Raw genomic sequence first — 14,500 nt, 5'->3', positions numbered from 1 at the left:
CGAGGAGATAAAGCGATGCCACATAAAAAACAAGCGGCTCCCACCAAGAAAGCCGCCCGTCTTAAAAAACCAACCAAGAACATTATAGCCCTTCACTACCTGATGACGCGATCCCTCAACAAGAAAGAGGCGGCCGCTTTGTACTGGGAAACCGCATTACCAACAACCATCAGCGAGCTACACCATAAGCACGGCTTGGAGTTTGAGAAAGCACGGGAACCCAGCCGCCCGCGCCCTGATGGTGGTGTTTCGCACTTTACCCGCTACACGCTTAAAGAGAGCAGCAAAGCCAAAGCCCGCGCCCTGCTGGGTCAGTACCAGATGCCGGAGGGTCTGAAATGATGCCACTAAAACCCGCCTTGTATTCTTCCTATGGTGCCGCTACTATCTGCCTTGCCGGATTAACCACCTGGCAGAGCTGGCGGATTAACCACCCGCAGCCAATGACTACAAAGGACAATTCAGCACACCCCCATTTCTATCAGGCGGCCTCAATCCGTCTGGTGTCCCCTGTTTTGGGGGTATGGGTCGGGAGCCAAAGAAAACGCCCCCAGCTGCGCCCTTGTCCTTTGTGGCGCTGGTTTGCGGCTACCCGATCCGCCTTTGTACTTGAGAGCGCCCCGAGCGCCACAGATACAAAGGACTTTTCCTCAATGATCTACACCTTTCTAATTGCCCCCAAGGGCTTAAAACTATCGGCGCTTAATCGCGTTCGCATGGTGAGCTGTTACGCCTCAAACCTGAATCAAGCCCGCTCGGTCTTTGCTGGCCTGTCGCTGGCGCTTGTCTGCCGTAAACCAGCACAGGGAGGGTCGCGCCATGCCTAATCCTTCTGACCGCACACAACCCACACCGGCACAGGTGGCTGATTACACGCTATACAGCATCACGCTGGCCGCTCGGCAACTGACCGACCTGTTCACCGGCAAAGCACAGGAGCGGTTACCAGAGATCACACAGGCTGATGCCCTGATCCTGTTGGCCCGCTTGGATGTTATCGCCACGCAAGCCGCCGCCATTGGCGAACGCTTGGATGAAGCCCGCCAGAGCAACAAGGGAGGGCCGCGCCATGCCTAGCCTTAACGAACTGGCCTCAAAAAAAGTTCACCTTCTCAATGAGAGGGTGATGCCGGACTATATCAGTAAAGCCTCAGATACTGGCTTTGCTGTAATGGGTATCGCCCGGATGTTAGCCGAACGTTCCGAACTGACCGTGGAGGAAAAGCAATGCCTTCTGTCAGCACTTGAGCGCCTGGGTGATTCCCTTACCGATCTGTCAGAGTCGGTCGAGAATCAGCGCCACGAGATCAACGAAGACATTAAACAACACCTTAACCCGTTGCAGCAGGGAGGGCCGCGCCATGCCTAATCCTGAGCAGAAACCCAACCTGTATTGGTTCACTGAAACCACAATTCCCGATTACACCAACAAAGCGGTTGAAATTGGCTTTGCCGTGGGTGCAATTACTCGGATGCTGGACAATGACGACCTGAGCGACCGGGACAAACGAGGTTTACACCGTGCCCTGACGCGCCTATCGGAGTCTCTGATTGATCTGTCGGAGGAAGTGGAAGACCGCCGTTATGACTTTGATGAACAGCTGCGCCAGCACCTGAAACCAGCACAAAAGGGAGGATTCCGCCATGCCTAAGCCACAGACCACACCTGAGCAGCGTTATCAGTCCGACCTGTTGCAGGTCTACGCTAACAAGCTACTGACCGCCCATAGCGGAACACAGGCCATTACTCGCTTGGTCACGCGCAGCCTTGAGAGCCACGAACGCATTTTAAGCGATGATGAAACCGTCTCTATGATGGATGCTTTGGAAGCTATCGCGGATCAGGTGGCCGAAGTTGCCGCCCGTATTGAGGAGATCAGCGAAGCGCAGCAGCAGGGAGGGCGAGGCCATGAATAAGCGCCAGCAACAGCCCCCAACCGCCGTACAAGTGATTGAAGCGTTTAAAGCCGCCATGCTTCGCAGCATGGGGGCTGCCCCGGACACTATCGACCTGAACGACCATACCCGCTTTGATGACCCAGAAGGCAAGCGAGGCAACAAAGCCTGTTACTGTCGCTTGTATCTGGATCAGTATCCCGCTGGTTACTTTGGCAATTACCGCACCGGCTACCATGAAAACTGGGCCTACGGCAGCAAAGGGGGCCGCCTGAGCTTTCGGGAGCAGGAAGAGTTAAAGCGCCATATCAGGGAGCAACGGGAGGCACGGGAAGCGGAAGACCGCGCAAAACATAGCGCCGCCCAATGGGAAGCGGCCAGCATCACAGAGGCGCTAATCCCTGCCGATCCTGAACACCCGTATCTGTTGGCTAAGGGCCTGAGCTTACCCCGCAAGCTGGAAGGCCCGCCTTTCCTAATTGGAGCGGGTGGCGCTGCTCGATTGGTTGGAGTAGTGCCCGGCCAGATGCCCGCCGACCACCTTAACCGCCTGTTCCTGCCGTTTGTGGATGTAGACGGGGCACTATGGGGATTACAGGCAATATTCCCAGACGGTAGTAAGCGGTTTACCAAGGGATGCCGGAAAACAGAGCACTTTATACCTGTACAGATGCCGCCAACCGCCCCGGCAACGCTGATCTGTGAAGGCTGGGCCACTGGTAAGACGCTGGCGCAAGGCTACCCTAAAGCCCGTGTACTGGCCGCGATGGATGCCGGAAACCTTGAGCCTGTCGCAGTGGCTGCCCGTGAAAAATGGCCCGGTTCCCGTTTGGTGATTTGTGGCGATGATGACCGGCAGAAAGAAGTTAACACCGGAGCCATAGCCGCCCGTGAAGCCGCCATAGCGTCAGGCGCAGAGCTGGCGCTACCCGACTGGCCCGCCGATGCCCCGGAGCACCTGAGTGACTTTAACGACCTGTCCAACTGGATCAACGCAGGGGGCCGCTATGCCAGCTAAAACAACCCACCCCCCAGAGCTGAACAAAGCCGCCGAAGGGAGCGCCGGGCCGATTCTTCCTTTTAAGACTATCAACCCGCACGACCAACCCCCGGCAGCCGATCAGATCACCATTAAGAACATCAGCCGCCCCTGTTACGGGGTATATGATGACTTTGTGCGCTTTGCCGATAACCCAGCCCCGGAACCCCACCGGGCCGGGTTGTACTGGCACGGAGCGAACCGGGCCGGTGATCCCATAGATCAGCGTATTGGTGGCCCGTTGCATATCGAGGCCCTGAGCCATGATGAACACAGTGGCAACTTTGGCCGCCTGCTGCGCTTTCGGGACAGTACCGGGCAATGGAAAGAATGGCTGGTGCCTATGGCCCTGCTGGCCGGTAATGGTGAGGCGCTACGCTCTGAGCTGTTAAGCCGGGGTTATACCTACAACGACCGGTACAAGGCCCACATACTCAGCCACATTATGCAAAGCCAGCCACGGGAGCGCCTGATAGCCGCGATCCGTACCGGCTGGCATGGAGACGGAACCGCCTTTGTGCTGCCTCAAACCACCCTGGGCGATACACAATACCGCTTTCAGGCTGAACACGCCCATGATAGCCACCTGAGTACACGGGGAACCCTGGACGCATGGCGCAGCCAGATAGGGGAACGCTGTAGCGGCAACCCTATACTGATACTGTCAGCCTGTACCGGCTTTGCTGGCGCACTTCTGAAACCCGCCAAACAGCAGGCCGTCGGGGGCGCAGGGCTTAACCTATTGGGCAAAAGCAGCCAGGGAAAGACCACCGCCTTACAGGTCGCTGCTAGTATCTGGGGAAGCCCTGAAACCGTCCGCAATTGGAGCGCCACAGGTAACGGGCTGGAAGCCTTGGCCGCCAGCCTGAACGATACCTTGTTGCCACTGGACGAGCTCAGTCAAAGCAGCCCCTACGATGCCGGGAACATGGTTTACCTGTTAGCCAATGGCACAGGTAAGCAACGAGCCAAACGCACCGGAGGTATGCGGCCCGCTTCCCGGTGGCGCTTGATGGTGCTATCCAGTGGTGAACGCACGTTATCCGCCCACATGGCCGAAGGTGGCAAAAAAGCCAAAGCCGGACAAGAGGCCCGATTGCTGGACGTTCCTGCTGTAGATCGGCCTTATGGTGCCTTTGACCAACTACACGGGCTGCCCGATGGTGCCGGGCTCTCTAATGCCTTAAAGCAGGCCACCAGCGAACAATACGGCTTAACCGGGCAAGCCTTTGCGCGTCAGCTGATGAAATACAAAGGCGATCTACCCAACGAATACAGCGAGCTTTGCCGCCTGCCGGCGTTTCAGGTATCGGATGGTGTGGAAGCCCGCGCCGCCGGAACCTTTGCCCTGTTGGCGTTAGGGGGAGAGCTGGCTACCAGCTTTGGGTTAACTGGCTGGCGTGAAGGCGAAGCCATAGAAGCCGCTGTAACCGGGTTCAACTTATGGCGGGATCACCGGGGCACAGGCAACACAGAAGACCGGCAGATACTGGAAGCCATAGCGGACTTTATCGACCGGCACGGGGATAGCCGCTTTTCTGATCTTGATCAGCCCGCAAGCGCAGGACCACTAATCCGTGACCGGGCCGGGTACTGGCGAAACACCGCAGAGGGCCGCACCTACTACCTAACGTCAGGCGGGCTTAAAGAAGCTGGCGCAGGCCATGAACTGAAAGCGATCATAGCCACGTTGGACGCTGCCGGGTGGATCACAGAGCGTAACGCCGGGAAAAACTCAGTGAAGAGACGGGTTCACGGGAAGATGACCAGCCTGTACGCCATACAACCGCAAGAGGTGGCCTAATGAGCATACAACAGGTCATAGAGCGTTACCGGGCCGGGAAGTGTTCCCCCTGTTCCCCCACTAAAAAACAAGGGGGAACAGCTACAGCCCCCGTGGTTACTGGCCGTTCCCCGTGTTCCCCCTGTTCCCCCACTAAAAACCAAAGTCAGAATAAAACACAGAAGATCACCCGCCCCGCAAATCCGCAGAATCCACAGCCGACCAAAGCCCGGAACGAACGCCGCCGCCCACACCTGAACCCGGAGTGGGTAGCCGCCCGTGACGAATGGCACCGGCATTATTTCAAGTGTAAGGTATGCCAGAGCTACCACAGGAACCATAGGCACAGGCCATCACAAAACCCATGCGACACCGGCAGGCTGTTGCATGAGCTGTACCGGCTGGCCAGTCAGTAACACGCAAGCCACCACCCGATAAGCCCCCGATCAGGTTAACGGTTACGAATAGCCGGTAAAGGAGTTGAAAGCAAAGGCCGGTAGAGATGCCGCCACCCGGTCACTGATGCGACTCATACCCGGCAAGAAACTACCCGAATAAGGTAGAAACTACCCAAATCGGGTGGGAAAAACTACCCGAATAAGGTAGAAACTACCCAGCAGAGCAATAGGGCCAAAACAGCCCTAATGAGGTCAAAACGACCCAAAACAGAAACCCAGATCAGCATAGGCCGGTCTGGGGTTTTTCGTTCTAGTGGTGTATTGCAGGTGTGTTAGCTGGCGTGTTGGTTGGTGTGTCGCTGCTTGCCTGAAAGCAGTACCACCCGGGGGATCCGGCGTGTCGTTTGGTGTGTCGCTGTAACAGGACTATTTTGGTACTGATGAACCGTACAGACTGTCAGCGAAACAACCCCAAACCGGGGTTAACAACCCCAAAACGGGGTCGAAAAACAACCCCAAAACAGGGTTAAACACCCTAAATCAGGGTGGAAAAACACCCCGAATCAGGGTGTTTTCAGCTGCCTGTATGATTCTGGTAACTGGAGCAGTTACACAGAGAATGAATACCTGAGAGCTGGCGCAGGTGTAGCACCAGATAGCACCGGCCATGCTCCCAGGTGTCACCATGACACCAGAGTTAGAACGCACCAGAACGCACACAGGAGACGTTTTCTTTATGAATGGTGAATCACACAGGTTTAAACAGAATAGCCCGTCTGCTTGGGTGCCAGAGAGAGCAGAGCGTTTATTCAGCCGTGGCGATGGTAATACACATGAGGAATAACGGATATTGTCTCTAAGCTAGAGACACAAGGCCAACATCAGGGCCAACCCGCGCCAGCTCTTAAACGCCCACCAGATCAGGCCGGAGCCGATCAGCCAGAAGGTCACAGGGCCAGCAAAAGGGCCAACCTTGAAAAGCCAGGTGTCACCATGACCCCTGTCAGGTGTCACCATGACCAAAGCCAGGTGTCACCATGACCCTTTAACCGTCAGTAGAACCGTCATAGAACCATCATACAGAGCAGACCTAATAAACAAGTTCATTAGGCTAATCTTATGCGATGATGCGTTTTTGCATTCTGATTACCATAGCAACACAAACGCCAGCAAACGGGATCAGCTCAAGACCACGCACACCTGATAAACCGATCTGGAGAACAGCAGCGTCCGGGCTAACCTGAGAACCCGCACCGGATACGCAGAGACGCAAAAAACGCAGCCGGAGAGCGCACAGGTAACAGGTGTTGAGGATAGGCAAGGGGCGGACTGGTGGGGCGTACACGTAGAGCCAATACAGCCTGTTAAAACAGACCGTTGCAGCCGGTAGGCAGTTGTTAAGGGCGGACTGGTAGGGCGGACACAACGACATGGGATAGGGCGGTCTGAAAGTCTAGGATTTGCATGGGCTCGATGACCGCACCCTTAGACGCATTTTTTTACGTGTGAAATAAGGAAAATTTTCTGAACGGTGTTTTATGCCTTCCCGAGCAGTCGAGGCCAACATAAGGGCCAACCCACGCCAGCTCCCAAACGCCCACCAGATCAGCCCGCGACGGATCAACCAGCCAGCAAAGGGCCAACATAAAGGCCAACGACAAAACACACTCAAAACAAGGGTAATACCCTCATTTTAGGGTGTTTCAGCCATGGACCACAACTGAAACCGTTACACAGATCACGCTTACCTGAGAGCTGGCGCAGATCACCGGCCAACCTGAGAAGCCGCACCGGGTGCTCAGCAACGCAAGGTGGTTGCGCTTCTCTGGAAGAAGTCGAACCGGTCAAATACTGTACATAAAGCCAGCCTACGAAAGAGATACCCCCAGAAAAGGCCTCTAGCAAACGCAATCCGGGGGTATTTTTGGGGGTATTTTTTTGAAAACACAGACACTACTATCATATAAAACAATAACTTAGCACTACTATTCGGTAGACCCCACCCCACCAAACATCGAAGGCCCAGCTGGAAACAGCTGGGCCTTTTTTGTTTTTGTACCTTTATATAAACCTTTCCTGTGATAGCCTTAACCTTATAAATATTCGATCTTTAATTTGCTGCAAGCAGATCAACTCAAAACGGTAATTGCCGCAAAAATACTATTTCGCTGGTTCCCAACCATCGGCTGAGGGAGGTCAAGAAGTGAGATTAAAGTTTTGCAGGAAAAGCCTATTTATCAGGGAGTTAAGATAGGGGATGTTATGCACGCCTTAATTTTTCTTTTCTTAGCACTAACAGCATTGTTTGTTGGCGCAAGCGGCAGTCCACTCAACGGTGAAGTTGCCAGCAACTTAGCCAATATGGGGACTTTTGTTGGCGGCTTCTTCACACCTGTTTTGACACTTGGGGCTGTTTGGATTGCATATCAGCAACTTAACCACGCTGTAGAAACTAAAAAAGATCAGACTATCAAGGAACAGCAAGAAAGAATTGCTCAACAAGAGAAAGACAAGGAAAGGAACAAAAAAGAGATTGAGTCAAAAATGCAAAGTCTTAGGACTGAAATTGATAGTTTGGACAAAGAGGAGATGGCGCATAAATCAGAACTAATACAGCGAGAAATCAACAGCCTGAAACAAATTAAAATCAACTACTCTGACAGCAAAGAAATAGCAATATTCAAGTTTAAATACGCATTTAGCATAATATCCCTTACAAGCTCTGATATCAGAGAAGACTTAGAATGCATGCATAAGCTCCACACAAAAGATGCAAGAGGAATACAAACCTCTTCACAAGCTAAAACATCCATATCAGAGCACTTCTTTCTATCAGAAACATTAAAACTTGAGTCAGAAAGAATCACACTAGAGCTATCCAGAAATGCATACCTTGGAGAAAACTGCATAAAGGCATACTCAGCAGCTTTAAAAGAACAAATAGAAGAAATTGAACATGAAATCAAAGAAAGCAGAAAACAACACTTAGCCACTACACAGTCAAATTGACAGTCATAATAAAGACATGAATAGATAAGTCATCCCGCACTATAAACCTGCAACACAGCCTCGGCGATTTCGAGCATTGGGGTGGCGACTCCAACGTCTTTACCCCGGGCAACCATATCACCGACAAGGTGATCCCCTTCGATGGGCAGGCCATTTCGCATGTCGCGGTACATGGAGGAGTTAAAGCTGGATTTCGGATTGGTCAGAATACGCTGGAAGCCCTGTACTGAGTCCTTCGCCAGAGCATGACCAGAAGCTGCGGCAACCTGACAGCATTCGTCAAAGATCTGCAGGGCGATCTCACCGCCGCGTTCACTCTTCATATATTCGCCCACATTCCCCTGCAGCAGACAGTTCACCGCGCCTAAAGCTGCCATGCGACAGAACTTATCCCACATCTGCCCCATAATGTCGTCGGTCTGTTCAACCGTAAGACCGGACTGCTGGAACAGCTGAACAGCCTCCGCCACAGCAGCCTGCTGGGAAGGCTGGCGGGCCGCAACAGTGATGCTGTTATAGTCAGTGGCAACTCGAACCTGCCATGGTGTTTTAAGCGTAGCGACTGTTTTAGCGATACCGCCCAGCACTCTCTCTGCACCAAAAGCTTTGTCTAACAGATCAAGGTGGCGGAGGCCATTGAGCAGGGGAAGGATCAGGGTATTGTCACCCACCGCAGGCGCAATATCCTCTATCACCTGAGGTAATCCGTAAGCTTTGTTGGTGAGGATAATCAGATCAAAGGTAGCAGTCGCCGTCAGCTCCCGCTGGGTAAGGCATGTGGGTGATAGCTGAAATGTCGCCTCTGGCAAACAAACCTCAAAGGGTTTTTCCGCCAGTTCAGCTGCACGCTTGGGGCGCACCAGATGCGAGATATCCAAACCCTGTTGCCGTAGCTGACTGCCAAATAAAATACCCACGGCACCTGCGCCGACCACCAGAATTCTCATGCTTGCTCCGCCTTGGCTTTAAACTGAGTTTGACAGTTTAGTCTGGCGAAAGCAGGTTTCAATGCTTTAGCGATCTACAAGCCCCATTTCGCTGTTACCGAGAGACACTTCCAGATAGTTATCACCAGCACGCAGAGGCTGCCCCACCATTTCATCGTAGGCGCTCTGTTGGCGGAGCACCATCCGTTTCACCGGCAGCCGGGCAAATAAGGTTTGCAGGCTCATTTTGTTATGACTGCGCAGAAGTTTTCCCTGCTCATCAGCAAGGTATAGCTCCTGCCCATGAATAATCACCGAAACCTGGTACAGCGCACAGTCCAGTGAGTGAATAATAACTTTCTCGATTTCCACCTGCTTTTGAAGGTTTTTCAGGCTGATTGTCATAAGACCGTCCTCAATTCAGTTTCCAGACCTATACGTCATAGACACTGAATCGGAGCGGCATAGGGTCAACAGGTATCGCCTGACTCTTCCGGCGGCACTTTCTCCCGAGGTAAAACGACCCGGAAATGACTGCCCTTGCCAAGGGTTGAGTCCACCAGTTCAACCTCACCCCCCATAACATGGCAAAGCTCACGCACAATACTGAGACCCAGCCCGGTTCCGCCATGACTGCGGCTTACAAACTCGGTTGCCTGACGGAACGCTTCAAAAACCCACTCCCGTGCCTCCGGTGGAATACCTTCACCACTGTCTTTAACATCAAAGATGACACTGCTCTCTGCTTCAGAGACAGACAGTTCGACCCTGCCCTGCTGAGTAAACTTGATGGCATTCTCCACAAGATTATTCAACACCTGCCGCAAGCGGGTATCATCAATATACAGGGTAAAATCCGCTGGCAGAGATGTGATATCCAGCTCCAGATGAAGCCCCTTGCGCTCTGCACCGCCCCGGTGCACAGCTATAAAACGGGTTAACCAATTTTGCAATCTGACTTCATGTGGGGTTAGTGTCAGCTGTCCAGCGTCCATCTTGGCGAGATCCAAAATATCATCAACCAGCTTCAGTAAATGGTTACCACTCTGGTGAATAATATCAGCATACTCGCGGGTTTCAGCGTTCTCATCATCCAGCTTTAAAATCTCTGCGAACCCCATAATGCCATTGAGCGGAGTACGTAACTCATGGGACATACGGGCAAGAAAATCACTTTTCATCTGGCTGGCCTGCTCCGCATCTTTGCGAGCCTGATCCGAAACTTCAAAGGATGCCTCAACACTGTCTGCCATGCCATTAAGGGCATGACTTAGCTGCCCGAGTTCATCATTACGCTGGGCTTCAAAGCGGAATCCATAATCCCCATCCTCAATTTTATTCAGCCCTGAGGTAAAGTAGCGCACCAGACCGGTAATCATGGATGCCATCCAAACCGCGATAACCACCACAATAATCACCATGATGGCGGTGGAGACGGTCAACTCCATTGCCACATCGGCCATGATCTTATTGATCAGGCCGCTAAGCTCTTTCTGACGTTCATTAAGAAGGGCCGTAAACTCCTCCAGCTTACTCTCCATACGTGCTGCAGTATCTTTTGCTGGCTGCTGGAAATCATCGATATTGGCACCTATGGTGACAAAACCAAAACCTCGGGGTGTATCGCCATAATGCCCGGTAAAATAAGGAATCGTGGCGGCAGTCGTCAGCTTCCAAACACCTGTCCAATGAATCAGAAAAGAGCCTGAGCCTCCCTGACGTGTAAGGTCGTTCCAGCCTTTACACTGGGGGGCAAAATTCAGATAGCGACACTCAAGGCCCAACTGCCCCTGCCTGATGAGCTCCAGAGCTGGCTTTTTACTGCGGGTTTGCTGGTCAAAAGCCGGTATATCGGCCAGATACTCCCTAAGCGGCTGCCCGCTTTTTTGCCAACCTTCATAAATAGAAGCTTCCAGCCAGGGAACCGCTCGCTGACCTGTTTTCGGGTCAAAACCAACGATAGAGTGATGTCGCGGATGGGCGATATTCCGATCTTTGTAATCCCACATAAAGGCATAATTACCACTACTGGCATCTGCAATTTGTGCGTAGCGCTTCTCAGTGGGCTTCAGATTGTCGGTGAAGGCCAGAATATGATCATGATTCAATGCCAGCGTAATATAGCCAATCTTTTTACCGTTGCGGCTGACCGGTGTTGCCCAACGAATAATGCCGCGAAACTTCTTACCGACAGGGTTTTCACGGCCAGCGTAGGCTTCCTGCTCCGGCTCAAAAGGGATCTGACGCTTATCGGCAGCTTTCGGTGTTGCAGGGCCCAGAATACGGGAGGGTACATAGGGACCGATGACATCGGAAACATAAATCTCACCAGGCTTCAGATCCCTTAGTTTGGTGAAGTAGTCTTCCGCTTTGGCATAGGTATTTTCAGGTCTGGAAACATCCCGCAAGCCCTCTGGTAGCAGGTCTGAGGTTTGCACCTTGATACGCTCTCGGCCATCAAGATCAATAAAGGTTATTTCGTGATACAGAGGAATCTGCAGGGTAGGCTGTACGCTTTCCGGAGGCCGGTAATGAAAATCCTGCTGGTTTTCAGCGTTGCTGGATTTAGCATCAGAGACATCAGGCGGCGGTGGATTCGCCGGCACCCAGCCACTACCATCTTTTGCCAGCTGCCACACCCCTGTATCCATGATCCGGCTGCTGCGATGTTCAACAAAACGGCGAAAGCTATCTTCTTCAATGGGCAGGGCGGCAGCGAGATTAAGGTCTGCATCCCGCTGATACAAAAAGCGGGCAACGTCACGGGCAGTGTCTGTGGTCAGGCGTTCCAGCTCTTCACGGGCACGATCATTCAGGGCTCGCTCCGCTTTCTGGCTGAAGGTATCCGCCATATCCTCTACAGTGAGACGCACTTCATTACTCAGTTGACGCGTTTCGTCATTCAGGCGCTCACCAAGGTAAACCACACCCTGCCAGGCTAACAATGCCAAAAGTACCAGAGGGATCACTTTGATCAACAGAAATAAGACGACCAATTTCGCCCGAATACCAAGCTTTACAGTGGCCTCAGCCATCCTCTGCTCCTAAAAGTGATATTTTATTTACACCTTATCTCGAATAGCGCAGATTTCCTGCTTTCCGAGTTGCTTCTTTTTATCATTAATGATCCTAGCATGGCAGCATGACGGCTAAACAGCGAGAAAAAATCCATTCCACATCGGGCACGCTGTAGACGACAGGTAAAAAAATAGCCCCGATTCAGCGGAGCTATTTTGATAACAGAGCCAGAATAAAACCAACATTACACTCTGGCAAACATTGTGTATATCTAGTTCAACAACACCCAGATCTGAGTCAATACCGGAAAAATACCAAGTACAAGACCTGCAGCAGCCATCAACAGTGTTGCACCAACACCAATCGTTTCATAATCGTGAGATTCAGCATGTGCCATCGTGGTCACTCCTGTTATATCCAGTAGAAGTCAGCGTTTGACGCTGTACACTCCAGATATTGCAACGCTAGTGCCAACAGAAATAAAATCCTTTTACCCACTGATTTTAAAGGGAATAATATATCCAAGCATCAAAGCTCTTACTGGACATAAGACATTGTCGTCAGACAAATATTGCTAAGTCGCCATTAATGACACACCAGAGGTGGCATTAAAATCAGAGTCACAAACAAAAACAGCCATCATCTCTTCAGACGATGGCTGCTCTTTAGCTTGTGCTACCTCTTCAGAGAAGAGATAAACCTGTCATTTCATCCGCCTTATCAGGCCGCACAAATTGCTTCTCCGTGATTGTGAATCTCAATCAGGCTGCGGTGCAAACTCTGAACAGCCAGATCATAGTCATCATTCGATACAATAAACTGAATATCAACCTGACGCATAGACTGCTGCAGCGCAAGCACACTGATTTTAGCCGAGGCCAGTGCATTAACGGTTTGCGCCAGAATACCCGGCACCTGCATATCACTTCCGATCGCAGAAACCATTGCTACTTTCTTCAGGCTCATTTCACAACCCGGATATTGTTCCTGAATCGCCTTCTGAAGCCGTTTTATGGTTTTCAGATTCGATGCCATATAGTGTGTTAGCGTATTAGCATTATTATCTTTGCTGATCAGTGGAACTTTAAACCGTTCGATAATGCCCAGTAATTCGCGGCCATAACGGCTCATGCTCCCCATCATATCCTGATCAAAAAACTCCAGAGCATAAACATTTTGTCGGCCAGCAATGATCTCGACACAAGGCTTTTCACTGACATACTCAGCGGTGATCAGCGTACCGGCATGATCCGGTTCAAAGGTATTCATCACACGTAGCGGCAGACACCGCTGGCGCAGACCTTTCCCTGCTTTGGGATGGATCGCCTCCATACCCAGGTTCGCCAGCTGATCTGCCACATCATAATTTGTACGACCAATTGGCACAGCATTATCCACTCCCACCAGACGAGGGTCAGCACTGCTCAGGTGGTACTCTTTATGGATAATCGCCTCCCGTGCATCTGTCAGCACAGCAATACGGCTGAAGACCATCTCACTATAACCCCGATCAAAGGTCTGCATGAGTCCTTCAGTACAGTGAGCGTAGCCGGTAGCAATCGGTAAACAGTTTGCCAGATCAACATCCTTAAAGGCCGCTTCAATTCGCTCATCAAGGGATAGATGCTTTTCCGCATTCCAGCCGGTCAGGTCGACATAAACTGCATTGATCCCATCACGCTTAAGCAACTGAGCCATATTCCAGGCACTGTGTGCTTCGCCAAGGCTGGCCATCATTTCACGAACTGTCATCAGGTGATCACTGAGGTCAAAGTGACCATGCTGACACACGCTTTCAAGATCGTTCAGGGTCTGCTCTGCCTCATCAAGGCGGTCGCCGATAAAGCTATCTGCCAGCTGGCATAAAGGCGTCTGGCCAAACAGCTCATAGTTAATCGACATCAATCTGGCCCGTAGGCGAGTCATTTTATCGCGCCAAACACTGCTATCTTCTGCTCCGGCGAATGAAGCAAACACCCCGGCTTTATCGGATTTTTTATGCTCAAGCAACAGGTCGGTCACACCACCGTACGCAGATACCACAAAAATTCGCTGATACCCTTCTTCTTTCCGGGATTGCTTGTGAAAAATGATGTTATCTCGTACCGCGGCGTAATCACTCATCGACGTGCCGCCGATCTTCTCTACCGTATGGGTTTTCATTGTTTAGGTTCAGCTTTCTGGCCCCGCAAAGGACCGTAACAAAAGCAGCTGCCTCCTTCATGTTTTTTCAGTTATGCAGGGGTAAGCCTGCCCGAATCAAAAAAGATTATATCTCTAAACATATCATTTGTTAAACAAGACCATTGGGGAGTACACGGGAAAGCCTATCTTCTGGGATATATCGCAAAACAAAGCAACATAACGATACATTCCGGGGGTTTAACTTTTATTAAAGACCATTAGATTATATAGTTCTCTAACTATATTT

General features: G+C 51.7%; 16 protein-coding genes. 9 read left to right on the top strand and 7 right to left on the bottom strand.

Translation table 11 applies throughout. The annotated features are described in order from the left end of the window. Positions 1-15: 15 nt before the first annotated feature. From BTA35_RS14550 to BTA35_RS14520, 8 genes are read left to right on the top strand one after another with little or no spacing between them, the layout of a single operon-like run. Positions 16-342, top strand: coding sequence for a hypothetical protein (locus BTA35_RS14550; RefSeq protein WP_078320550.1), 327 nt, complete (start codon positions 16-18; stop codon positions 340-342). After that, positions 339-827, top strand: coding sequence for a hypothetical protein (locus BTA35_RS14545; protein ID WP_078320549.1), 489 nt, complete (start codon positions 339-341; stop codon positions 825-827). Before BTA35_RS14550 ends, BTA35_RS14545 begins: the two co-directional genes overlap by 4 nt. After that, on the top strand, positions 820-1,077 hold the full coding sequence (locus tag BTA35_RS14540) for a hypothetical protein (RefSeq protein ID WP_078320548.1): 258 nt from the start codon (positions 820-822) through the stop codon (positions 1,075-1,077). Before BTA35_RS14545 ends, BTA35_RS14540 begins: the two co-directional genes overlap by 8 nt. Further along, complete coding sequence (locus BTA35_RS14535) at positions 1,070-1,369, top strand: hypothetical protein (RefSeq protein ID WP_078320547.1); 300 nt, start codon at positions 1,070-1,072, stop codon at positions 1,367-1,369. Before BTA35_RS14540 ends, BTA35_RS14535 begins: the two co-directional genes overlap by 8 nt. Next, entirely contained in the window at positions 1,362-1,652 is a 291-nt protein-coding gene (locus BTA35_RS14530; protein ID WP_078320546.1) for a hypothetical protein, read from the top strand. The genes BTA35_RS14535 and BTA35_RS14530 overlap by 8 nt, the downstream gene beginning before the upstream one ends. Beyond that, positions 1,645-1,917, top strand: a complete 273-nt coding sequence (locus BTA35_RS17765) for a hypothetical protein (protein ID WP_139363676.1) — start codon at positions 1,645-1,647, stop codon at positions 1,915-1,917. The genes BTA35_RS14530 and BTA35_RS17765 overlap by 8 nt, the downstream gene beginning before the upstream one ends. Further along, positions 1,910-2,914: a toprim domain-containing protein gene (locus tag BTA35_RS14525; protein WP_160055247.1), complete on the top strand. Its 1,005-nt coding sequence runs from the start codon at positions 1,910-1,912 to the stop codon at positions 2,912-2,914. The genes BTA35_RS17765 and BTA35_RS14525 overlap by 8 nt, the downstream gene beginning before the upstream one ends. Then, the gene (locus BTA35_RS14520; RefSeq protein ID WP_078320544.1) at positions 2,904-4,739 is read left to right on the top strand and encodes a DUF927 domain-containing protein; all 1,836 of its coding nucleotides are present in this window, start codon (positions 2,904-2,906) and stop codon (positions 4,737-4,739) included. Before BTA35_RS14525 ends, BTA35_RS14520 begins: the two co-directional genes overlap by 11 nt. 1,238 nt (positions 4,740-5,977) lie before the next feature. Here the strand turns inward: BTA35_RS14520 and BTA35_RS17960 are convergent. Together BTA35_RS17960 and BTA35_RS17955 are read right to left on the bottom strand one after the other, a co-directional pair. Further along, positions 5,978-6,133 carry a hypothetical protein gene (locus tag BTA35_RS17960; RefSeq protein WP_160055250.1) on the bottom strand — a complete coding sequence of 52 codons (156 nt, stop codon included), beginning with the start codon at positions 6,131-6,133 and terminating at the stop codon, positions 5,978-5,980. Between the two features lie 100 nt (positions 6,134-6,233). Continuing rightward, complete coding sequence (locus BTA35_RS17955; RefSeq protein ID WP_160055253.1) at positions 6,234-6,389, bottom strand: hypothetical protein; 156 nt, start codon at positions 6,387-6,389, stop codon at positions 6,234-6,236. A 989-nt stretch (positions 6,390-7,378) separates the two neighbouring features. Here BTA35_RS17955 and BTA35_RS14515 point away from each other — a divergent pair. Continuing rightward, positions 7,379-8,125 carry a hypothetical protein gene (locus tag BTA35_RS14515; protein WP_139363675.1) on the top strand — a complete coding sequence of 249 codons (747 nt, stop codon included), beginning with the start codon at positions 7,379-7,381 and terminating at the stop codon, positions 8,123-8,125. Positions 8,126-8,154: 29 nt separating this feature from the next. Here the strand turns inward: BTA35_RS14515 and BTA35_RS14510 are convergent, their stop codons facing one another. The 5 genes from BTA35_RS14510 to BTA35_RS14495 form a co-directional block, all read right to left on the bottom strand. Further along, positions 8,155-9,072, bottom strand: a complete 918-nt coding sequence (locus BTA35_RS14510) for a ketopantoate reductase family protein (RefSeq protein ID WP_078320542.1) — start codon at positions 9,070-9,072, stop codon at positions 8,155-8,157. 66 nt (positions 9,073-9,138) lie between these two features. Next, positions 9,139-9,456: a DUF6482 family protein gene (locus BTA35_RS14505; RefSeq protein WP_078320541.1), complete on the bottom strand. Its 318-nt coding sequence runs from the start codon at positions 9,454-9,456 to the stop codon at positions 9,139-9,141. 65 nt (positions 9,457-9,521) lie between these two features. After that, positions 9,522-12,086, bottom strand: a complete 2,565-nt coding sequence (locus tag BTA35_RS14500) for a sensor histidine kinase (RefSeq protein ID WP_078320540.1) — start codon at positions 12,084-12,086, stop codon at positions 9,522-9,524. 254 nt (positions 12,087-12,340) lie between these two features. Next, positions 12,341-12,466 (bottom strand): hypothetical protein, encoded by a 126-nt coding sequence (locus BTA35_RS18735; protein ID WP_274378435.1) that lies wholly within the window; start codon positions 12,464-12,466, stop codon positions 12,341-12,343. Between the two features lie 323 nt (positions 12,467-12,789). After that, the gene (locus BTA35_RS14495; RefSeq protein ID WP_078320539.1) at positions 12,790-14,232 is read right to left on the bottom strand and encodes an aspartate kinase; all 1,443 of its coding nucleotides are present in this window, start codon (positions 14,230-14,232) and stop codon (positions 12,790-12,792) included. Between the last annotated feature and the right edge of the window lie 268 nt (positions 14,233-14,500).

The organism is Oceanospirillum linum, from assembly GCF_001995095.2.
GTDB lineage: Bacteria > Pseudomonadota > Gammaproteobacteria > Pseudomonadales > Halomonadaceae > Oceanospirillum > Oceanospirillum linum.
The sequence above is the reverse complement of the archived record's forward strand: the minus strand, read 5'-3'. Positions and strand labels throughout refer to the sequence as shown.